The organism is Candidatus Hecatella orcuttiae, from assembly GCF_002009985.1.
In the GTDB taxonomy this organism is placed as follows: Archaea; Thermoproteota; Bathyarchaeia; order Hecatellales; family Hecatellaceae; genus Hecatella; species Hecatella orcuttiae.
Genome location: NZ_MTLX02000005.1, coordinates 1,096,217 through 1,116,777, shown reverse-complemented (window position 1 = coordinate 1,116,777; position 20,561 = coordinate 1,096,217). Strand labels below are relative to the sequence as shown.

The following is a 20,561-nucleotide window of genomic DNA, read 5'->3' as shown; positions in this document are numbered from 1 at the left end:
TGAAAAAGCCGTGGGAAGCAGAATCATCGCCGTCGGACTGCCGGGAGTAGGAAAGACCACGGTGCTAAACGAGTTAGAAAAACAAGCTGGCCGGCGAGGCCTTCCCTTGAAAGTTGTGAACTACGGAACCGTCATGGTGGAGATGGCTGAAAAGGAGAAAGCCAGTATGCACAGGGACGATATGAGAAAAAGCTCTCTAGCCTTCCAGCATAAGCTTCAAAAAATGGCGGCTGAAGAAATTCTGCGGAGAAGCTCATCCATGGAGAACGGTGTCCTCGTCGTCGACACTCACATGATGGTTAAAACGCCTTCAGGCTATCTTCCCGGCGTTCCAAGCCATATTATCTCCATCCTCCAACCTTCCCTTATAGTTTTGATTGAAGCCTCTCCAGAAGAGATTAAAGCTAGGAGGATGAGAGATTCTTCCGGAAGGATGAGGGATAAAGCTGTGGCCGAGGAGGTGGAGTTCGAAATTCACTTGTCCAGAACATTAGCCTCCGGATGCTCCCTCCTCTCCGGAGCCCCCTTGGGAATAGTAGAAAATCCACCCGGGGAAGCCGCGAAGGCGGCTGAAAAAATTTTGAATATGATCGAAGCACTGGGGGGATAGCCGTGGGCTTTGGAGGAGACCTCTACCCCATACCTCTGTTGACCTTCGCCATCATGGGTTTATCGCTAACCTTAGCCCTTACGTCTTCGCTGGTTCAGAGGAAATTTGTAGACTTTGAAAAAGTAAGGGAAATGAGGTCGCAGATGAGCGAGCTCAGGAAGCAGATGGCTGAAGCTAGGAAAAAAGGAGATAAAAGGACTTTGGCGAAGCTTCAGAGAAAACAGAGGCTGATGATGAAGGACTCCTCCCAAGTCATGGGCCAGCAGTCTAAAGTCATGCTTCTCACAACCATACCCTTCTTAGTTATCTACTGGGTGTTACTCCGCTTTATCGGAACTACCGTGGTTGCTTATTCTCCTGTCCCCATTCCCTACGGGGCAGTGGGACCTGATAAGACTGAGCTAACCTTCTGGATTTGGTACTTTCTATCAGCTATATCCCTCAACCTTCCCATAAGCCGGCTTTTCAGAACTTACACCACTTGACCGCGGAGTTTACTTCGTAAACGCTATCATCCCCAGCCTAAAAAGTCTTAAGGCCACCACATATTGTAATGTCCTCTTCATAATAACAATGCTCGACCGAGAAATCATCCGTTTTTCAATTATTTGAAGAAAATCTTCGGCTTGAAGGCGCACAATGGGCGAAGCGAGGCGCTGTTACCGATTATGTTAAATATTCCTAACAGTCCACATATATAAAAAACCCGCAACATTTGAAAAACATGAGGTGGCTATCATTGGGTGAGAAAGAAATTCTGGAAGAAATCAGCCAAACTGTTGTGGAAGGCGACGCGGAAAAAACCGTCGACCTAGTGAAGAAGGCCCTTGAACAGAAAATAGACCCCTTAAAAATACTGGAAGAAGGCTTGGCTAAAGGCGTCAGATATGTGGGGGATGCTTTTGGAAGGAGGGAAATGTTTCTCACGGATTTGGCGATGGCCGGTGAGGCCATGAAGGCTGGCACCGAAGTGGTTACACCTCATCTTCTCGCCGGGGAAGCTGTTGCCAAAAAAGGAAAACTGCTCATAGCCACGGTGGAAGGCGACATTCACGACATTGGCAAAAGCATTGTGGCGACCATGCTTGCAGCCTCGGGGTTTGAAGTTGTTGATTTAGGAATAGACATCCCCAGCAGCGTCATCGTTCAGAAAGTGGGCGAGATTAAACCTGACATTTTAGGGCTCTCCGCCCTCATGACCACCACCAAGCCGAAGCAACGGGAAGTCGTCGAAGAGCTGAAAAAAGCTGGACTCCGCGACAAGGTCAAGGTTATTCTAGGCGGAGCCCCCATCACACCGGAATGGACAGAAGAAGCAGGCGCAGACGGCTATGGAAGAGACGCTGTGCATGCAGTGGAGGTTGCTAAACGTCTTTTAGGCGCTGAGTAAGGAGGAGTGAAGATGCAGGGAATAAGACCTCTGTATGGACGGGTGGTCGAGCCTCTGAGCAGCGAAGAGGTCTACGACATTCACCAAGCCACTTTGGAGGTTCTTGAAACAGTTGGCATGAGAATAGAAAATGAAGAAGCTCTTAAGATCATGAGCGGCGTGGGCGCTGAAGTTGACTTTCAAAAGCAAGTGGTGAGGATTTCCTCCCACATTGTTAAGGAGATGGTAAAGAAGGCGCCTCACCGGTTTACCCTCTATGGAAGAAGTCCGAAGAACGAGGTAACGCTTGGAACCCGTCAGGTTTACTTGGTGAACGGTTACGGAGCCCCCAACATTTTAGACATGGACACGGGGAGACGCAGGCCCACCAGCCGGGAAGACCTGGCCAACATCATCAGGATTCTCGACGCCCTAAAATACCCTCACATGGTCATGACCGAGGCTATTCCCCAAGATATACCGGGGATAATTGCAGACCGATACATCGTGGAGACGCTGCTGAATAATACGGGAAAACACCTCATAGCCGACACCTACGATGCGGAAGGGGCGAGGGACATCATCAAGATGTGCGAGGCTGTCGTCGGCGGTGAAGCCGAGCTTCGGAAAAAGCCTATCTTAAGCTGTCAGGAATCCCTCACCTCTCCCCTGATAATAGGGGATGGCGTAGCAGGCGGCATCGTGGAATTCAGCAAAGAAGGCCTCCCGGTAACCGTTTGGACGCTGCCCCAAGCCGGAGGGACAGCGCCGGCTACCTTGGCGGGTACGCTTGTCGTGCAGAACGCTGAGCTTCTAGCCGGGTTGACGTTGGCTCAGGCAACTCGGGCGGGGACACGTACGCTGATAGGCTCCTTCGCCGCTGTTCTCGACCAGAGATACGCTTGCTTTGCCTCCGGAGGGCCTGAGATGCCTCTGATGGTGGCTGCGTCGGCGCAACTAGCCCGCTACTACGATGTACCCTACATAGGAACCGCGGGAGCCACTGAATCTAAAATCTCCGACATTCAAGCCGGCTTTGAGAAAGCTGCCAGCATCCTCTTTTCAACCCTGTCCGGAGCTGATGTCGTCCATGGAGCGTTATCCGGGTGGGTGGACAGCCTCTTGGCTTCAAGCTATCCGCAGATACTGTTAAACCATGAAATATGTGAACTGGCGGGAAGAATACTGCAAGGCATCGAGGTAAACGAGGATACGCTCGCCGTAGACATCATCAAAGAAATCGGCATCGGAGGGAACTTCATAAAGCACAAGCACACCAAAAAATACTTCCGACAGGAACAATGGATGCCCCAGCTCAGCGACAGAACCACCAGAGAAGAATGGGAACAGGGCGGAGGCAAAGACCTCTTCCAAGTGGCGAAGGAAAAAGTCAAAGAAATTCTGTCCGTCCATCAACCTGAACCTTTGGACAAAGAAGCTCAAGCCAAAATAAGGGAAATAGTGAAAGCCGCAGAGCGAAAACATAGCTAGGAGCACGGGTAAAGGACTTAGGCCTCCTAAACTCTATTGTGGCGTAGCTCGGTTTTCACTAATTTCAGATATTTCGAGACGCAAAGGTAGTGTGGGTAGTAGATATGGTGATGGCATGGGGTGAAACTGCAGGCAAGCGGGTTCTCCCTAGCCTCAATGTACACTGGGCATTCGCGGAACCGTCCCTTACGGCAGAACTCGGCTTTATGAGTTTCATCCCTTACATAGGCGATGGGTCTGCCGTGTAGCCTATGAGCCTCGCAGATCATGCAACTGTCATCATGCTTGAAGATGCATTCCATAACATCTGCCCGCCCAAGGGAAGCTGGGAAGTCTTGCCTTGTGACAGAATTGTTTTAGGCTATTTTTCTTTTTAGCGGAAAGGAGGGGCTGTGGAGCGAACCAACTGGCAGTTGAGAAATTAAATGCATAAATTTTAAAAAGTCAAAAATCAGCTTAATTAAGGAGGGTTTAAATTGCTTCGGAAAGTCAGACTGAAGGTTGTTAAGAAACAAGGCTACTGTCATGCAGGGCATGAAGTAGGCCACGAGTTCCTGATCGATGAGGATGAAAAAATCCACGGAGGCTTATGCCCCAGCGCTCTGGTGGCTTTCTGGAACATTATCTTCGGGTTGGGGTGGAAGGCTCCCTTTACCTTCGACAAGAAGGGCAAGTATCTGCTGGTGTGCCCCGACGGCCGAAATCCCGTGTGGTTTGAAGTCTGGCCGGAGACCGGGGAAGAGGTCTACGATGCAAGGTCTAAGCTGTCGGATCTGTTGCTGGACAAGGGTTTGAAGGCGGACATCGTAGTTAAGAACGGAAAACTGGTGAACGTTCACACGGCTGAAATCTACGAAACCAGCGTAGCTGTTTACGGGGAAAGAATAGCCATGATCGACGAAAAACTGGATGACCTCGTAGGCGAGAAAACAAGGATCATCGACGCCAAAGGTAAATATCTGGTGCCGGGGCTGATTGACACTCATTACCATGTGGCTGGAACGCATTTGACCATGTCAAACCTTGCCAAGGCCTTGCTGCCCAGAGGCACAACCGCCACTGCCAGCGACTTTTACGAATACGGCGCTGTGGCTGGGGTGGAAGCTATCAAGTTTGCCTTAGCCGAGTCTCAGGGTACTCCTCTCAAAATCCTCTTCAATGTGCCGCTGTTGGCGTATCTGCAGAACAACCCCTTGGGAAACACGGACAAAGTTACCCCGGATGAGTTGTCCATCATGATCGGATGGGGGCCCACCGTCGCCTTGTGCGAGGTTCAAGCGCCCACCCTCTCTGACCCAGCTGTCAGGGATTTGATACGAAAAACTCTGCGGGAGAATAAGATAGTGGTAGGTCACGCCTGCGAGCTTTCGGGGAGAAACCTAGCCTCCTACATGGCCTTCGGCCCCTCTTCAGACCATGAATCCGTGGCTGCGGAGGAGGCGTTGGAGAAAGTGAGGCTTGGCTTAAAGATCATGGTGAGGGAAGGGTCTGCGGCCACGGACTTGGCTAATGTGATCAAGGCCGTGACAGAGCATAAGGTGGATCCGCGGCATTTCATGTTCTGCACCGACGAAGAGGACCCTGTGGACCTCACGAAGTACGGGCACTTGGACTATAAGATCAGGAAATCGGTGAAGCTGGGGCTAGACCCCGTTGTCGCTGTCCAAATGGCTACAATAAACGCTGCGGAGTACTTTAAGGTAGACAAGGAGATAGGGAGCATTGCCCAAGGTAAGATCGCCGACATAGTCATCGTCAACGACCTCTCCGATTTCAGGGCGGAGTTGGTCATAGCCAACGGGAAGGTCGTGGCTGAGAAAGGGCGCTTCACAGGCGAGATTAAAACTCCGGTTTACCCGGATTTCATGAGGAAAACCTTCAACCTCCCCCGAGACTTCCGCCCGGAGGATTTTGAAATAAAGACAAAATCCTCAGGTGAAGTTGAAGTGAGAGTAATAGGTGTTGTGGACGGCTCGCTTATTTCCGAGAGGAAAACCGCTAAACTGAAGGTCAGCAATGGGCTCATCATGCCCGATGTCGACAACGATGTTCTGAAGGTGGCTTTGGTCGAGAGGCATAAAGGGTCTGGGTTGATGGGGAAAGCCTTCATCAAAGGCTTCAACCTTAAGAGGGGTGCCATAGGCGAATCCTACGCTCCAGTCCCTGAGAACATCATCGTGGTGGGAACCAACGACGCAGACATGGCAAGAGCCGTTAACAGGATAAAGGAAATGAACGGAGGATTTGTGGTCGTGGACGGAGGCAAAATCCTCAGCGAAATGCAACTGCCGATATTGGGCATCCTTTCGGAAAAACCCATTGAAGAGGTAGCCGTGGAGATGGAGAAGACGGTGGAAGCCACTAGGACCTTAGGCTGCACCATAAGGGCGCCCTTCCTCACCCTAGCGTTCATGGCCTACCCCCTCATCCCAACCTACAAGATAACCGAGTTCGGCCTCACGGACACAGAAGAACTGAAGCCGGTGGACTTAGAAATACACAGCTAAAAAAGAGAAAAGCGCGGCTTCACCTTTCCCCTGAAACTCCAGCTTAGGGCTGGGTGAGGTCGGCCGCCTTTACTGTTTTTCTTCAAGAGCTTTCAAAATTTTCTCTGGGAGAAGGGGGAGCTCTTTAACTCTTACACCTATTGCATTATATATGGCGTTGGCTATGGCTGGAGCGGTGGGAACCAGCGCAGGCTCCCCTATGCCTTTAACGCCGAAAGGCCCGGTGGGGTCGATGGGTTCGATGAGGAAAACCCTGGTTTCCGGCATGTCCAAGGCTGTGAAGATTTTGTAGTCCATAAGGTCGCTGTTGAGGACTTTTCCGGTCTCAGGGTCCACTATCACGCCTTCTGTCAACGCGTAGCCTAGCCCTTGGGTCAAGCCTCCCTCCAATTGTCCCTCCGCTGTTGTGGGGTTGATAGCTTTCCCTACGTCGTGAGCCGCCACCAGCTTCAGAACTTTCACCACCCCTGTTTCCACGTCCACTTCCACCTCTGCGAACTGAACTCCGAAGGGCGGGGCGTTGTAGAGCGGGGGACCTGTGGCCTTCCCTATGATGGCTCCCACGTCGTCGGGATTGTACCATTGAGCAAATTTGACAATCTCAGCCAGTGTAGCCGTGTTTTCAGGAGCTCCTTTCACGGTGACTTTCCCCTTTTTGTATTCTAGGTTCGCCACCGTTGTGTCGAATTTCTTAGCAGCCCATTCCAAGACCTGCCTCTTGGTATCAGCCGCCGCGGCCCTGATCAAGGTGCCGTCGACGTAGGTGTATCGGCTTCCGAAACTACCCAGCCCATAAGGTAGATAGTCCGTGTCCAGCTCCGGTATGACGACGTCTTCAGGGTCTACCTCCAACTCCTCAGCCACTATCTGTGTGGCAACCGTTCTCGAGCCTTGTCCAAGCTCGTGGGCGGGGGAGAGCAGAGTAATCTTTCCGCTTTCATCCAGCTTGATTATCGCGCTGGTTATCTCCGCTTCCCCGGGAATATACTTTGTTCCGCTGACATGCTCCATCATAGCAACACCGATGCCTCGCCTCTTGACGCCTGTTCCCCGGTAGGCTGAGTCGTATCTCCGCTTCCAGCCTACGGCCTCCGCCCCTTTGTCGAGGCATTCGTCCAAGCCGCAGGTTCTGACCTCCACTCCGCTCCAGTGGATAACATCTCCGACGCGGACATGGTTTTTCTTCCTCAACTCTATGGGGTCAAGTTTCAGCTCCTCAGCCACCATGTCGACGATCTGCTCAAGGGCGAAATGCGCTTGAGGGCCTCCGAATCCTCTGAAGGCTCCGCTCGGCGGAGTGTTGGTGTACACGTTGTAGCCTTCGACGTTGTAGGCGCCGAACCTGTAGAGGGAGGTGATGATGGAGCAGCAGAAGCCTATGGGGCCGCTGCTCACATAGGCGTATCCCCCGGCGCTGAAGACTATCCTCGCATCGAAGGCTTTAAACAGCCCGTCCTTCGCTGCGCCCATTTTCAACGTAAGGGTCCCTGGATGCCTGTTGCTGGTGCCGCCTACGTAGGTTTCCTCCCTTGAAAGCGTGATCTTCACAGGTCTGCCGCCTGTTTTCTTGGAGAGAAAAGCGGCGATGGCGTGAAACGGGTAAACGTGGCATCGGCTTCCAAAGGCTCCGCCCACGTAGGGTGATATAACCCGCACCTTGTTTTCCGGCAAGCCCAACTGGTGGGCTAGGACGGTGCGGAATCTGAAGATCATCTGGCTGGGAGCCCAGAATGTCACCCTGTTCTCTAGGGGGTCCCATTGGGCTATGCAGCCGTACAGTTCTATGGGGTTCGTGTGGGCTGCTGAAACCTTGAATTTTTCAGGGCCGACGACCACCGCTGACTCCTTAAAGCCCTTTTCCACGTCGCCGAAAGCCAGTTTTATGTGGGACGCAATGTTTCGATCCATATCGAAGATGAATTCTCCTTCATCATGGAGCTTCGGAGCCCCAGGTTCCATCGCCTCCTCGGGGTCGAAGACGGTTGGTAGACGTTCATATTCCACATGGATTCTCTCAACAGCTTCCGCCGCTGTTTCCGGGCTGTCCGCCGCCACCGCCGCCACTTCGTCGCCTACGTAGCGCACAACATTATCCAGAATGTATCGGTCGAGCGGGGTGTCTGGAGGATGCAGGTGCCCTATGTAGGTTATAACCCGGGGGACGTCCTTGTAGGTGAGGGTGGCTCTGACTCCAGGTAGCTTTTCCGCTTCGCTGGTGTCTATTTTTGTTATCCGTGCATGGGGATAGGGGCTTCGAAGTATTTTCCCGTAGACCATCCTAGGTAGGACGGTGTCTCCGAAATATACGGCTCTTCCTGAAACTTTAGATTTGGCATCAACTCTCGGAATCCTTTTCCCAACAACCGACAGTTCAGTCATACATATCCCCTTTCTTACATTGGAACCTTTCTAGGCAGAACTGCCTTACATTTTACACAAAACCTAGCCATAGGCGGGTTTAACTCATAGCCGCACTTGGGGCATTTCTGATAACCCAGCCCAGACACGGTTCTTATCCCTCCGAAGATTTTTTAGCCAAGGACATCATCGCCGACACGATCTTCACGTAGCCAGTGCACCTGCAAAGGTTGCCGGCGATGGCTTCCCTGGCTTCCATTTCGGTGAAGTTCGACTTTTTATCCAGCAGGGCTTTTGTGCTCATGATCATGCCGGGAGTGCAGTAGCCGCATTGAACTGCCCCATGCTGAATGAACGCCTCCTGAATTGGGTCCAGTTCGCCGTTTTTCACCAACCCTTCTATCGTCGTTATCTTCCTCCCATCGGCTTGACCTGCCCAAAACATGCAGGAGTAAACGGCTCTCCCGTCCACGATCACCGTGCACGACCCGCAGCCTCCGTAATCGCAGCCTTTTTTGGTTCCTGTTAGGCCAAGGTATTCTCTCAAAACTTTGTTTAAAGTGTCAAAAGGCTCAATGGATACGGTGTAGTCTTCCCCGTTCACGGTTAATCTTATGGTTTTTTTCAACGCTCACTCAGCCTCCTTTCAGCTTTTCTTTCACCTGAGTTAGAGCGCGCTTAACTAGGACTCTGCACACGTGTCTTTTGTATTCGGCAGAGGCATGAACACCTCTGACCGGTTTAACTTCTCTGTATGCTTCCTCAGCGGCTTCAGCGATGGCTGCTTCTGTTAGTTCCTTTCCTTCCAATCTTTTCTCAGCTTTCTTGAGCCTTAGGGGAACCTGAGCTACCGCCCCCACGGCTATTCTCGCAACTTTACATCGCCCATTATCCATAGTCAGCCTTACTGCTGTGTTTACTGTGGGGAGGTCGACAAGGGTCCTTTCCATCTTCAGAAACGCCGACCCCGTATTGGCTGGCGGTTTCGGTATCGCTATCTCTGTAATCAGCTCATTCGGCTTCAATGCTGTCAGAAAATAGTCTATGAAAAACCCGTCTACATTCAAAACCCTTTCCCCGCTGGAACTGACGGCTTTCACCGTCGCGTCTAAGGTAAGCAGCGCTGAGGGTATGTCGAAGAAGGGAAGCCCGCTGCAAATACTTCCTCCCATGGTGGCTACGTTTCTTATTTGCACGGGGCGAATGAGGGAAACCGCCTCGACTATGATGGGAAGCGCCTTCTTCAGCAGTTCTGACTCCAGCATATCTGTGAAGGTGGTCATGGCGCCTATCTTCACATGGCCCCCTTCTTCTTTGATGTAATTGAGCCCGAGCTTCCTGATGTCCAGTAGCTTTTCAACTTTTGGGATCATGCCTTTCATGGCGGTTTCGTAGACTTGGGTTCCCCCGGCTATTATCTTCGCCCTATCCTTGTAATCCCGTAGAAGGGCTACTGCCTCATCCACTGTTTCAGGCACAAGATACTCAGAAGGTCTGAAAACAGGCATACGAACACCGAACTGGAATTACTTAATCTTTTTAGTTTACCTCTATTAAAGATTTAAGGTTTTTCGTAATGTAAAGTAAAAGGAAAATTGTAAACATGAAAATCAGCCTACCGGCACATTAAAGCTTTTACCGATTCTAAGTTCTATTGTTGGTTGATGGCCGGTGAAGCTGAACAGAGGCGAGATAATCTGCTTAGGCATCGAGAGCACGGCTCACACTTTCGGCGTCAGCCTAGTGGACAGCCGGGGAAGAATCCTTTCCGATGAAAAAAAAGTTTACGCCCCTCCCGTTGGGAAGGGAATTCACCCCCGAGAAAGCGCTCAACATCACTCCCAAGCGTCCCCCCTGGTCGTTAGGGAGGCGCTGAGGAAAGCTGGAAAGACCCCGGAGGAATTGAGCGCTGTGGCCTTCTCTCAAGGACCCGGCCTCGGACCCTGTCTGAGAACAGGAGCCACGGTGGCAAGGGCGCTGGCCGCCTACTTGGATGTTCCCTTGGTGCCGGTTCACCACGCAGTAGGCCACATCGAGTTAGCTGCCTTAAAGACGGGAGCTTCAGACCCTTTGACGGTTCTGGTTTCTGGAGGACATACCACGGTGACTTCCTTTGCCGGGGGGCGGTGGAGGGTTTTCGGGGAGACGGAAGACATCACCCTAGGGAACCTCTTAGACGTCTTTGGAAGGGAGGCTCGCCTGCCTTCTCCCAGCGGCCCCGCGGTTGAAGCTAAAGCTTCGGAAGGGAAAAAACTCGTCGACCTACCCTTGGTTGTCAAAGGCAACAATGTCTCCTATTCAGGCCTGCTCACAGCGGCGGTTAGGAGGCTGAAGAAGGGGGGAGATAAACTGGAAGACCTCTGCTACTCCCTCCAGGAAACTGCCTTCACCGCTTTGGCTGAGGCTGCCGAGAGGGCTCTGGCGTTTCTTGAGAAAAAGGAACTGCTGCTGACGGGAGGCGTTGCAGCGAACAAGCGTCTTCAAACCATGCTGAAACAGGTGGCTGAGGAGCATAAAGCCAAGTTTTACGTTGTCCCCCGCGAGTACAGCGGAGACTGCGGAGCCCAGATAGCTTGGACCGGCCTCCTCGCCCACCTTCAAGGAGTGAAGGTAAGCATAGAGCGGAGTCTCGTTAAACCTCGTTGGCGGCTGGATTCTGTGCCCATCCCTTGGAGACGTTAATGCAAGGACGTCTTAAGACTTACCCTTACCCGGTTAGTAATGTTTTTAATCGACATGCATCCTATGCTCATGAGACGAAACTTAGGTGAAATGGCAGTTGACTTCTCCTCTTCCAGCCCAGCCTGAGGTTAACATCGGAACAGCCGGCCATGTGGACCATGGGAAGACCACTCTGATAAAAGGCCTAACCGGAGTCTGGGCTAGTAAACACTCGGAGGAGCTCCGCCGCGGCATCACCATCCGGCTTGGCTACGCTGACTGCGCCTTCTACAAATGCCCCAGCTGCCCTCCGCCCACCTGTTATACTACCCAGCCAACATGCCCCAACTGCGGAGGTAAAACAGATTTTTTGAGGGCTGTGAGCTTTGTTGACTGCCCCGGCCACGAGGTCCTGATGACAACCATGCTCTCGGGGGCAGCGGTGATGGACGGGGCAATCTTGGTCATAGCGGCCGACGAGCCTGTTCCTCAGCCTCAAACCCGCGAGCACATGGCCGCCTTGGAAATCGTCGGAGCCAACAAGATAGTGGTGGTTCAGAACAAGGTTGACCTAGTTTCTAAAGAAAAGGCTCTGGAAAACTACAAGGCTATTCGGGCGTTTCTTGAAGGAACCGTGGCCGAAGAGGCGCCCATCATTCCCGTTTCAGCCCAGCACATGGTTAACTTAGATCTTTTGATCGAGGCGCTGGAGAGATGCATTCCAACCCCGAAGCGGGATCCCAAAAGCTCTCTCTTCATGCATGTAGTAAGGTCCTTCGACATCAACAAGCCGGGGACGAAGATAGAGGACCTTCAAGGCGGTGTCCTCGGAGGAACCATGGTGGAGGGTAAGCTGAGGGTTGGAGAGGAGATCGAGATAAGGCCTGGAATAAAATGGGCTGAAAGCCAGAACTACCGAACCCTGTTCACTGAGGTAACCAGTCTTCATGCGGGGGGTAAAAAAGTTGAGGAAGCCGGCTGCGGGGGGCTTATCGGCTTAGGCTCAAAACTCGACCCCTCCCTAACCAAGGCCGACGGCCTCATAGGCAACGTCGTAGGCAGACCAGGGCAGCTTCCTGAAGCTGAGAAAACCCTCAGCTTCGAACCCACCCTCTTCCAGCATGTGGTGGGAACCCCGGAGCTGACAAACGTGGAGTCGGTGAAGCTTAAGGAGAGCCTCGTCGTAAACGTGGGCACTGCCGTCAGCGTGGGTGTGGTCACCCTAGCCCGCAAAAACCACGTAGAAATAGCCCTCAAGAAACCTGTCTGCGCCAAGCATGGGGCTAGAATAGCCTTAAGCAGAAGAATAGCTGGCAAATGGCGGCTCATCGGCTACGGGAAACTGAAAGGCTAAATGCACCCAGTCTGCTTGGCGGGCAGAATCCTATAGACGCAGTATTGCCCGCACATGGTACAGGCGTCGGTTTTGGTCTTACCCTTCTCCCTGACCTCCCTAGCCCGCACAGGGTCCAAGGACAGTTTGTACATGGTCTCCCAGTCCAGCTTGGCTCTGGCCTGCGCCATCTCCAAGTCATGGCGGCTTGCTCTCTCCCCCAATTTGACCACGTCCGCGCAGTGAGCAGCCAGCCGGGCTGCGATAACCCCCTCGCGGACATCTTCCACCGTCGGTAGGGCTAGATGCTCCGAAGGGGTGACGTAGCATAGGAAGTCCGCTCCCGCCATGGCTGCGACGGCTCCCCCCACAGCTCCTACGATGTGGTCGTAGCCTGCTCCGATATCTGTAACTATGGGACCGAGAAGGTAGAGAGGCGCCCCTTTGCAGAGGGATTTATGAAGGACGACGTTGGCCTCCACTTGGTTTAGGGGAAGATGCCCCGGGCCTTCCACCATCACCTGAACTCCCGCTCTCCAGCATCTCTCCACCAGTTTTTGAACGGTGAGCAACTCCTGGATCTGAAACCAATCTGAGGCGTCAGCTAGGCTTCCGGGCCGCAGAGAGTCGCCTAGACTTATGCAAAAATCATAGGACCTAGCTATCTCGAGAAGGTAGTCGAAGTTCTTGTAAAAGGGATTCTCAGCCTTATGGTGAAGTATCCAGCTAGCCAGGAAGACGCCTCCCCGGCTCACCACGCCTGCAACCCGAGGATGCTCAGCGAGCTGGGCGGTTATCCCTTGCGTGATGCCGGCGTGAATTGTCATGAAGTCTACACCTTCCTTCGCGTGGTTTTCAACCACCCGGAGGACTTCGTCTTCACCCATGTCGACGATGGCGCCGTGTTTCCGAATGGCCTCCACACCTGCTTGGTAGATGGGAACGGTGCCAACGGGCAGAGGGGTCTCCTTGAGGATCAGGCGCCTGATCTCGTTCAGGTCTTCAGAGGTGCTGAGGTCCATGAGGGTGTCCGCGCCGTATCTGACGGCGGTCAAGGCTTTTTCCAGCTCGATTTTGATGTTGCTGAATTCTGAGGAAGCGCCCACGTTGGCGTTTACCTTGGTCCTCAGCCCCTCCCCAACCGCTACGATTTTGCAGCGTTCCCCGCGGGCATATCCTGTTAGAATTATTTTCCCTGAAGCTATGCCTCTCCTCAGCTTCTCAGGCTCAAGGCCTTCCTCCTTCGCAGCGGCTTTGACTTCCTCCGTGATCCTACCCCGTCTAGCCTCATCCATAACCGTCATTTAATTCCGCCTTCAAAGGAGGTGGAAAAAGCCAAGCTTTTATACTTGTCGGACATCGGAACCTCGCCCACCGCACGCCACAGCCAACAGAGGACGTCGGAAGTTTTCCTAGACACCAAGACTTAAGAATCAGAGTGAAAACAAGACGTGTAGCTCCCGGAAAGAGGCGGCTGAATTGAAGAAAAAAATTTCGGAGAAAACTTTGAAGAGAGAGATCTGCAATGTCATGAGAGTCCTTTTTGAAAGGAGGCTGATCTCCTCGGTGGGAGGGAACGCCAGCGCCAGACTTCCCGGGGCGGAAGAGTTTTGGATTACGCCCCGCGGCCTCTTCAAAACTGAGCTGAAGCCAAAAGACTTGATCAAGGTGAACTTGCAGGGAAGGACTGTGAAAGGCGCAGGCCAGCCGTCCCATGAAACTCTCTTGCACGCGGCCATCTATCGAAGGAGGGCTGATGTAAACGCTGTTGTCCACGCCCACAACCCCCTGACCGTGGGACTTACCTTAACCGGTGGGGAGCTTAAACCTCTCACGGTGGAAACAGGACTCCACCTACGGAAGACCCGGATGATACCCTACGTTTTCCCGGGAACCCGGAGGTTGGCGGAGCTGGCGGCTGAAAGACTGGAAAAAGCGGAGGCTGTGATCCTTCAAAACCACGGGGTGGTGGGTGTGGGTCGAAGCCTCTCGGAGGCGAGGATGAGGGTGGAAATTCTGGAGGAGGCCGCTGCCATCCAGCTGGTAGCTGTGTTGCTTAAAAAGAAGCTGCCGACAATCCCCCTGAGAGACTTGGAGAAGGCGGAGAGCCAGACGGCGTGAAACTCCGTTCAAATTTAATTTTAATTCAAAGCCTGAATGCCGCGCAGGGTTTCTGCAATTCTTCAGGCTGAAGCTTCAACCCGGATTACGGGTGTTCATTTAACCTTTTTATACGGTTTTGCCAGACTTGCTGGGCCCTTTACCCTTCTGCCCACCAACGCCAAAGCGGCGAAGGATGCGAGATAGGGGAGCATGAGTGCAAACTGGTAGGGTATGATGGTGATGCCGGCGGCTTGGATTCTCAGCTGAAGCGCGTCGATGTAAGCGAAGAAAAGTGAGCCAGCTAAGAAGTTGATGGGGGACCATCTTCCCAAGATTATGAGGGCTACGACTATGTATCCCCGCCCCTGCGTCATATTGTCCAGAAACATGTTATACTGTGAAATGGAAAGCATGGAGCCTGCTAGGGCGGCTAGCACCCCTTCCATGATGAGAATAAAATACCTGGTTCTCACCACATTCAAGCCCAGAAGATCGGCTACGTGGGGGTCTTCCCCTATCGCCTTGACCCTCAGCCCCCAGCTGGTGCGAGATATCATAAATGCAGCTACAGGGACAAGAAGCAGCGCAGCGTAGGTGAACACGGTATGCGAGAACAAGGCAGGGCCGATGTAGGGAATGGAAGACAGAAACGGAATAGGTTCCACCTCTATGATGGTTTCGGTCTTTGCAGGGATGGCTGTAGCATAAGGGAAGGTAGCCCTGTAAAGGTAGGAGGTGGTCCCTATCGCAGCGATGTTTATGGCAAGCCCTGTCACCACCTGGTCCACTGCCATGGAGACCGTGAGGAAGGCGAAAAGAAGGTTGATGGCCACCCCCACAACTATGGCTAACGCAAGCCCGTAGCCTACATTGCCTGTGAAAAACGTGCCTATGAAAGCGAAGAAAGCTCCGAAGAGCATTATGCCTTCAACACCTAAATTCAAAACACCGCTCTTCTGAACGAAGAGTTCTCCGACCCCTGCGAGCAAAAGAGGCGTCATTAACCTGATCATGGCGGATGCTATGCCGACGGAAATCAGCAAGTCTATGAACTCACTCAACTCTGCCCACAACCTTCCTTGAAAATCTATCGTAGAGAAGATAGCCTACCATGACGAAGATGACGACCATGGCTTGGATCATGAACGCCATTCCCACAGGAACCCTGTCAAGCCGATGCATGGTGGTGCTTCCGTTGATCAAGCCTCCCATGATCATCGAAGCAACCATAACTCCGATGGGGTCCATGTATCCCAGCAAAGCCACCACTATGCCTGTAAACCCATAGCCTGGTGAAATGTCAAGCCTCATCTTCGACTGGATGCCGAGGACTTCGACGCCGCCGGCAAGTCCTGCCAGAAAACCGCTGAAGAGCAAGCTGAAAACGGTCACCCTCTTTAAATCCACTCCTGCATATTGCGCCGCGGTGGGGTTGCATCCTACCATCGAAAGCTTCACGCCTACAGTGGACCTTCCGATGACCATGTAGAGAAGAGGGCCGAAGATCATCAGTGGAATAAGTATTCCCGCGTGAAACCTAGTTTCTTTGATGATGATGGGAAGCATCATCTCCTTGGGGAGGGTTGTCGTTTCCGGAAAAAGACCAACAGGGTCCCGCAGGGGTCCTGAGAGCAGAAAACTGACGAAGTAAAGGGCAATGTAGTAGCTCATGAGAGTTGTGAATATTTCGTTAACCTCATAATACGCCCTCAAGAGGGCGGGGATAACTATCCAAACAGCGCCCCCCAGCCCGGAAGCCAAAAGAATGAGGGGAACCGCCAAAGGTTGAGGTAGAGCGTGGAGGTAAAGACCCAAGGCGCCGGCCACTGTGCCGCCGATGAGAAGCTGACCTTCGGCGCCGATGTTCCAGAGCCTCGCCCTGAATGCCACCGCCAAACCTTGACTTACCAACATTATTGGGGTGGCGCGAACAAGAGTTTCAACGAGAGCTGGAAAGCTGCCTATGGATCCGACGTACATGTGGTAGAAGGCGCTGAGGGGGTTAGCTCCCGCGGAAACTATTAGGATGGAGGCTATGAGAAGGGCTGCGACTATTGCTATGAAGGCGGTTCCCAGTCTAAGCAGAAGGAGTTTCTGCCTTAGACTTAGCCTTGTTTTCCCCTTAGCATGCATGTTCCAATAAGACCTACATCGTCCTTGGGCGAGAAGATTCCCGCGATCTCCCCTTTATAGATTACGGCTATTCTATCGCTCAACTTAAGTATCTCGTCGAGGTTGGTGGAAACCAGCAGCACCGAAGCTCCTCTATTTCTCATCTCCAGCAGGATAGAATGGGTCAGGTTTGTGGTCTTCACATCCAGTCCGGCTGTAGGCTGCTCGGCTATCAGTAGCTTTGGATTCAGGTGCGCCTCCCTCCCTACAATAAGCTTCTGGATGTTGCCTCCTGAAAGATACTTGACGGGTGCCTTTTGGGAAGGAGCTTTCACTCCCAGCATGGAAATGACTTTTTTAGCCAGCTCAGAAAGATTGCGTTGATTAATCAGTTTAAATTTATCCGCCACTTCGTCCAGTTTTTTCATACAACAGTTGAGCATAACATCGAGTTCAGGTGCCACCCCCCGGCCTAACCTATCCGCTGGAATGTAGGCCCATCCTAGGTCGAGGAGGTCTCTGGGCTTTAGGTTTCTGATCCGCGCACCTTGATATTCTATGGTTCCTCCATGCGCTTTCCTCAGTCCTACCAGCGTCTCGACGAGTTCCTCTTGACCGTTACCCTCCACGCCTGCGAGGCCGAGGATTTCCCCTTCAAAGAGGTCGAGGTTCACCCCCCTCACTGCCAGGTTTCCTAGGTCGTCGAAAACTTGGAGGCCTCTAATTTTAAGGACCACGGAGCCTGTCTTACGCTCTGCGCTGGGAGGAGGAGGTATGACCTCGCCCGGCCCTATCATGAGCTCTACAAGTTTTCTTTCATCTGCTTCATCTTTGGTGAGGGTTGCAATTTTCTTTCCTTTTCTCAACACCGTTAGGCGGTCAGCTATGTTCATCGCCTCGCTTATCTTGTGAGTTACCAAGATGGCGGAGGAGCCTTGAGCCGTCAAGGATCTGAGGGTTTCAAAAAAGCTTTCCACTTCAAGGCCTCCTAAGACGGATGTAGGCTCGTCGAATATCATTATGTCCGCCCCCCTATAGAGAAGCTTCAGAATCTCAACCCTCTGTTTCTCTCCAACCGAAAGAGTGTGAAGGGGCGTCCTCGCGTCCACGCTTAGATTAACTCTATCTGCAAACTTCATCACGGTGTCTGCTATCTTAGGCATGTGCAGGAGAAAGTCCATTTTTTCATCGCCAAGAAGTATGTTTTCAGCCACGTTGAGTGAAGGGATCAGGGTGAAATGCTGGTGGACCATGCCTATGCCTTCTCTATACGCATCTCTGGGAGAAGAGAAACTCACTTCACGGCCTTTAACGAATATCCGTCCCTCAGTAGGCTTTAAGGCCCCGGCTAGAATTTTCATTAAAGTACTTTTACCGGCTCCATTCTCCCCCAGAAGGACGTGGATCTCTCCTTTTCGAAGGTCGAAATCCACGTCTTCTAAGGCTAATACTTGCCCTTCGTAGACTTTGGTTATTCCCTGCATTGAAACGATTAAACCGGCAGACAGCTGCTCCGTCAAGGGGTTTATTCCCAGCGTTCCGGAACCCAGTCTTCGTAGATGGGCGCTGCGAATTCGCCTTTCAGCATTTCCTCCTGTTTTGCTTCTATGGCCTCCAGCACATCTTTCGGTACCACTTTCGCCTTGAGGTCTTCATTCCACACCAGCTTAGCCCAGCCTTCCTTCATCCCCCAATCATAAATTCCGCCTTGCCATGTGTTCGTCTTCGCCATCTCCACCAGGAGTTCCACGAACGAGTGTAGATCCCAAACTATGCTGGCTAGGACAACCTCTGGGTCTAGGGGTGACTGATCCACAATGTTCCCGAAGGCGTATACTTGACCGACCTTGTCAGCCTCTCTTATCGCTTCGAACACTCCAAATCGTTCAGCGTATATGAAGTCCACCCCACCGTCGATCATGGCGCGTGCAGCTTCTTTTGCGCGGACAGGGTCAAACCAGCTTTCCAAGTATACCACCGAAGCCTTAACGTTGGGGTTGACCGATTTAGCGCCGGCAATGTAGCCGTTAACCAGCCTGTTCACGTCGGGCACAGCGTAGGCTGTTACGACGCCTATCTGGTCGCCCTTGGTCATCATGCCCGCAGCCATCCCAGCAAGGTATGCAGCGTCCTGAATCCAATAGTCGTAGAGCACAATGTTCGGCGGCCATTCAATGTCCGTGGGGCCTGAGCCTTGAGCTAGGGCTAGATCGGGGAACTCCTCTCCGAGCTTAATGGCCACCGGATGGTACCCCCAGCTGTGAGTGAAGAGTACATCGACACCCGCATCGATGAATTCTCTTGCCACCCTCTCCGCATCCGCAGTGTCAACTTTTTCCGAATAGACGTATTCGATACCCAAATTTTCTTGAGCCCAAGTTAACGATTCATGGAGAACCGTATTCCACGGCTCTTCAAGCGGTGTGACATATATGGCGGCCACTTTAATGGGTTTTTCCACGGGAGCAGGAGTAGGTGTTGGGGCTGGAGCTGGCCTCGCGGCCTGCCAGGCGGCGTAGCCGCCCACACCGGCCACCACAGCGGCGACAATGGCGACGATGCCGTATTTCAGGGCCTTCCTACGTGGTTCACTAGCCAATTTTATAGTTTCACCTTAGAACCTTTTTTTCCCTTATTGTCGTATATAAAACTATCTACCCCCCTTTCGCTAAGGTCCCGCCGATGCTAAGCTTAAATACTCCGCCATATTTCAAGTAGCATCAGGTGCTACCATCGCGCATAGTCATGCTTAAATTTAAGCTGAACGCGTAGTTTCGCTTATACCGTAAACTGGAAGGAACGTCTATGGCTTGGCATTCAGACCTCCACAAGCGGAAGAGGACGGGAGGCGCGAAGACTCCCTACCGAGGTAGGCGAAAGTTTGAACGCGGCGGCTACCCCGCTGAGACGGTGGTCGGAGAGGATTTGAGGGTTCCAAAAAGGGGGCGAGGAGGCAACTACAAGCTGCGTCTGAGAGCCGCTGGCAAGGTTCAGGTTTCCAATCCTAAAACTGGAAAGACTCAAACTGCTCAAATCCTGAGGGTTATAAGCAACCCCTCCAATGTCGCCTATGACAGGCAGGGAATCATCACAAAGGGAACCATTCTGGAGACGGAGATAGGCACGGCCAAAGTTACCTCAAGACCTGGCCAGCACGGAGTCCTTAACGCTGTGCTGCTGAAGCCCAAGCAGGCTTAGACGGGCAGTCCAGCTTAGATTCACCCCAGAGGAGACGGAGAAGCCTCTGAGAAAGCTCAACCGCCGAGTTGTGGTTTGGAGCATCTACTTTGACATCGCCCGAAGCCGAAGCGAGGGGCGGAAGATTCCCAAAAGGATGGCCGTGGCCTCTCCCAGCTTGAAGGAAATCGTGGAAGCGGCCAGCAGGCTGAACCTTTCACCTCAACCCAAATATGAAGCCCGCTATCCCCGATGCTGGTGGAAGGAAGCCGGCTACGTGGTAATGGATAAAATCAACTCCAAGGGAGAAACCTTAAAACTCTTGGCTAAGGAGCTTTCTAAGCTGAGAGGCGGAGAACAGTCTAAAGGTTAGCGAAGAAAGCAACCCCAACCCTGCGTTCAGGCGGGAAAACCATGTTCTTCCTTTAAACCTACTCACCGGCCTTTTGACTCTGCGAGCTTACGGCTGGCAGGGAATTATGCCCAGTGTCCTTGCCTCCCGACAAACCCTCCGAATTGCCAAGTTGAAACCTTCCGAGTTCACCTTTCCAGTCCGCATTCGCCTAGCTAAGGAGAAAATAATGCGCATGATTTTCTCCGAGCCCTCCAGCTGCTCCACGATTTTCCCGCCCCGCGATAGTTTCAGATACTGGGTCACAGCCGCCGGAGTGACCTCCATGACTTTGGCAGCCTCAGACCTTTTTAAGCCGTATTTTTCAACAAGCTCCCGGGCTATGAGAGCATTAACCGCCGGGAGAAGGTACCTGGCAACGTCAGCCGAGGGATGTCTCATGATCTAATATTTAACGTCCGTTAAACTTAAATACTTTTTTAACACTT

The 20,561-nt window shown here is 52.6% G+C and carries 19 protein-coding genes; 10 read left to right on the top strand and 9 right to left on the bottom strand.

Annotated elements, in window-relative coordinates:
* The first annotated feature begins 10 nt into the window (after positions 1-10).
* The 5 genes from BWM17_RS08780 (at position 11) to BWM17_RS08760 (ending at position 5,977) form a co-directional block, all read left to right on the top strand.
* Entirely contained in the window at positions 11-610 is a 600-nt protein-coding gene (locus BWM17_RS08780) for an adenylate kinase (protein ID WP_309493551.1), read from the top strand.
* A gap of 2 nt (positions 611-612) precedes the next feature.
* On the top strand, positions 613-1,095 hold the full coding sequence (locus tag BWM17_RS08775) for an EMC3/TMCO1 family protein (RefSeq protein ID WP_309493550.1): 483 nt from the start codon (positions 613-615) through the stop codon (positions 1,093-1,095).
* Between the two features lie 254 nt (positions 1,096-1,349).
* Complete coding sequence (locus BWM17_RS08770) at positions 1,350-2,000, top strand: corrinoid protein (RefSeq protein WP_309493549.1); 651 nt, start codon at positions 1,350-1,352, stop codon at positions 1,998-2,000.
* A 12-nt stretch (positions 2,001-2,012) separates the two neighbouring features.
* Complete coding sequence (locus tag BWM17_RS08765; RefSeq protein ID WP_309493548.1) at positions 2,013-3,470, top strand: trimethylamine methyltransferase family protein; 1,458 nt, start codon at positions 2,013-2,015, stop codon at positions 3,468-3,470.
* A gap of 476 nt (positions 3,471-3,946) precedes the next feature.
* Entirely contained in the window at positions 3,947-5,977 is a 2,031-nt protein-coding gene (locus BWM17_RS08760; protein ID WP_309493547.1) for a TIGR04076 family protein, read from the top strand.
* A gap of 69 nt (positions 5,978-6,046) precedes the next feature.
* On the opposite strand, the gene BWM17_RS08755 is transcribed toward BWM17_RS08760, so the two are convergent.
* The 3 genes from BWM17_RS08755 to BWM17_RS08745 form a co-directional block, all read right to left on the bottom strand.
* Positions 6,047-8,356 carry a xanthine dehydrogenase family protein molybdopterin-binding subunit gene (locus BWM17_RS08755; RefSeq protein WP_309493546.1) on the bottom strand — a complete coding sequence of 770 codons (2,310 nt, stop codon included), beginning with the start codon at positions 8,354-8,356 and terminating at the stop codon, positions 6,047-6,049.
* Between the two features lie 133 nt (positions 8,357-8,489).
* On the bottom strand, positions 8,490-8,963 hold the full coding sequence (locus tag BWM17_RS08750) for a (2Fe-2S)-binding protein (protein ID WP_309493545.1): 474 nt from the start codon (positions 8,961-8,963) through the stop codon (positions 8,490-8,492).
* A 7-nt stretch (positions 8,964-8,970) separates the two neighbouring features.
* Entirely contained in the window at positions 8,971-9,843 is an 873-nt protein-coding gene (locus BWM17_RS08745; RefSeq protein ID WP_309493544.1) for a xanthine dehydrogenase family protein subunit M, read from the bottom strand.
* A 184-nt stretch (positions 9,844-10,027) separates the two neighbouring features.
* Between BWM17_RS08745 and kae1 the strand changes: the two genes are divergently transcribed.
* Positions 10,028-11,017 carry a KEOPS complex N(6)-L-threonylcarbamoyladenine synthase Kae1 gene (gene kae1 / locus BWM17_RS08740; protein ID WP_342766518.1) on the top strand — a complete coding sequence of 330 codons (990 nt, stop codon included), beginning with the start codon at positions 10,028-10,030 and terminating at the stop codon, positions 11,015-11,017.
* A 97-nt stretch (positions 11,018-11,114) separates the two neighbouring features.
* Positions 11,115-12,350, top strand: a complete 1,236-nt coding sequence (locus BWM17_RS08735) for a translation initiation factor IF-2 subunit gamma (RefSeq protein ID WP_309493541.1) — start codon at positions 11,115-11,117, stop codon at positions 12,348-12,350.
* Here the strand turns inward: BWM17_RS08735 and thiC are convergent.
* Positions 12,347-13,633, bottom strand: a complete 1,287-nt coding sequence (thiC, locus tag BWM17_RS08730; RefSeq protein ID WP_309493540.1) for a phosphomethylpyrimidine synthase ThiC — start codon at positions 13,631-13,633, stop codon at positions 12,347-12,349. The genes BWM17_RS08735 and thiC overlap by 4 nt on opposite strands.
* A gap of 175 nt (positions 13,634-13,808) precedes the next feature.
* On the opposite strand from thiC, the gene BWM17_RS08725 reads away from it, so the two are divergent.
* Positions 13,809-14,450, top strand: a complete 642-nt coding sequence (locus BWM17_RS08725; RefSeq protein ID WP_309493538.1) for a class II aldolase/adducin family protein — start codon at positions 13,809-13,811, stop codon at positions 14,448-14,450.
* A 95-nt stretch (positions 14,451-14,545) separates the two neighbouring features.
* Here BWM17_RS08725 and BWM17_RS08720 read toward each other — a convergent pair whose 3' ends face one another.
* The 4 genes from BWM17_RS08720 to BWM17_RS08705 are packed head-to-tail and all read right to left on the bottom strand — an operon-like array spanning position 14,546 to position 19,143.
* Positions 14,546-15,493 carry an ABC transporter permease gene (locus BWM17_RS08720; protein ID WP_309493537.1) on the bottom strand — a complete coding sequence of 316 codons (948 nt, stop codon included), beginning with the start codon at positions 15,491-15,493 and terminating at the stop codon, positions 14,546-14,548.
* Entirely contained in the window at positions 15,486-16,565 is a 1,080-nt protein-coding gene (locus BWM17_RS08715) for an ABC transporter permease (RefSeq protein ID WP_309493536.1), read from the bottom strand. Before BWM17_RS08715 ends, BWM17_RS08720 begins: the two co-directional genes overlap by 8 nt.
* Positions 16,538-18,064: an ABC transporter ATP-binding protein gene (locus BWM17_RS08710; protein ID WP_309493535.1), complete on the bottom strand. Its 1,527-nt coding sequence runs from the start codon at positions 18,062-18,064 to the stop codon at positions 16,538-16,540. The genes BWM17_RS08715 and BWM17_RS08710 overlap by 28 nt, the downstream gene beginning before the upstream one ends.
* Positions 18,065-18,069: 5 nt before the next feature.
* A complete protein-coding gene (locus BWM17_RS08705) occupies positions 18,070-19,143 on the bottom strand; it encodes a BMP family protein (RefSeq protein WP_309493534.1) in 1,074 nt (357 codons plus the stop codon).
* Between the two features lie 206 nt (positions 19,144-19,349).
* Here BWM17_RS08705 and BWM17_RS08700 point away from each other — a divergent pair, with 206 nt between their 5' ends.
* Both BWM17_RS08700 and BWM17_RS08695 read left to right on the top strand, forming a co-directional pair.
* Positions 19,350-19,742, top strand: a complete 393-nt coding sequence (locus BWM17_RS08700; protein ID WP_309493533.1) for a 30S ribosomal protein S8e — start codon at positions 19,350-19,352, stop codon at positions 19,740-19,742.
* A 70-nt stretch (positions 19,743-19,812) separates the two neighbouring features.
* A complete protein-coding gene (locus BWM17_RS08695) occupies positions 19,813-20,094 on the top strand; it encodes a signal recognition particle subunit SRP19/SEC65 family protein (RefSeq protein ID WP_309493532.1) in 282 nt (93 codons plus the stop codon).
* Positions 20,095-20,181: 87 nt separating this feature from the next.
* Here the strand turns inward: BWM17_RS08695 and BWM17_RS08690 are convergent, their stop codons facing one another.
* A complete protein-coding gene (locus BWM17_RS08690; protein ID WP_309493531.1) occupies positions 20,182-20,514 on the bottom strand; it encodes a hypothetical protein in 333 nt (110 codons plus the stop codon).
* Positions 20,515-20,561 lie beyond the last annotated feature (47 nt).

Bases quoted from the DNA above. Each gene is read 5' to 3' on its own strand.
- BWM17_RS08765 (WP_309493548.1), top strand. From the start codon at position 2,013: ATGCAGGGAATAAGACCTCTGTATGGACGGGTGGTCGAGCCTCTGAGC.
- BWM17_RS08690 (WP_309493531.1), bottom strand. From the start codon at position 20,514: ATGAGACATCCCTCGGCTGACGTTGCCAGGTACCTTCTCCCGGCGGTT.
- thiC (WP_309493540.1), bottom strand. From the start codon at position 13,633: ATGACGGTTATGGATGAGGCTAGACGGGGTAGGATCACGGAGGAAGTC.
- BWM17_RS08700 (WP_309493533.1), top strand. From the start codon at position 19,350: ATGGCTTGGCATTCAGACCTCCACAAGCGGAAGAGGACGGGAGGCGCG.
- BWM17_RS08755 (WP_309493546.1), bottom strand. From the start codon at position 8,356: ATGACTGAACTGTCGGTTGTTGGGAAAAGGATTCCGAGAGTTGATGCC.
- BWM17_RS08745 (WP_309493544.1), bottom strand. From the start codon at position 9,843: ATGCCTGTTTTCAGACCTTCTGAGTATCTTGTGCCTGAAACAGTGGAT.
- BWM17_RS08715 (WP_309493536.1), bottom strand. From the start codon at position 16,565: ATGCATGCTAAGGGGAAAACAAGGCTAAGTCTAAGGCAGAAACTCCTT.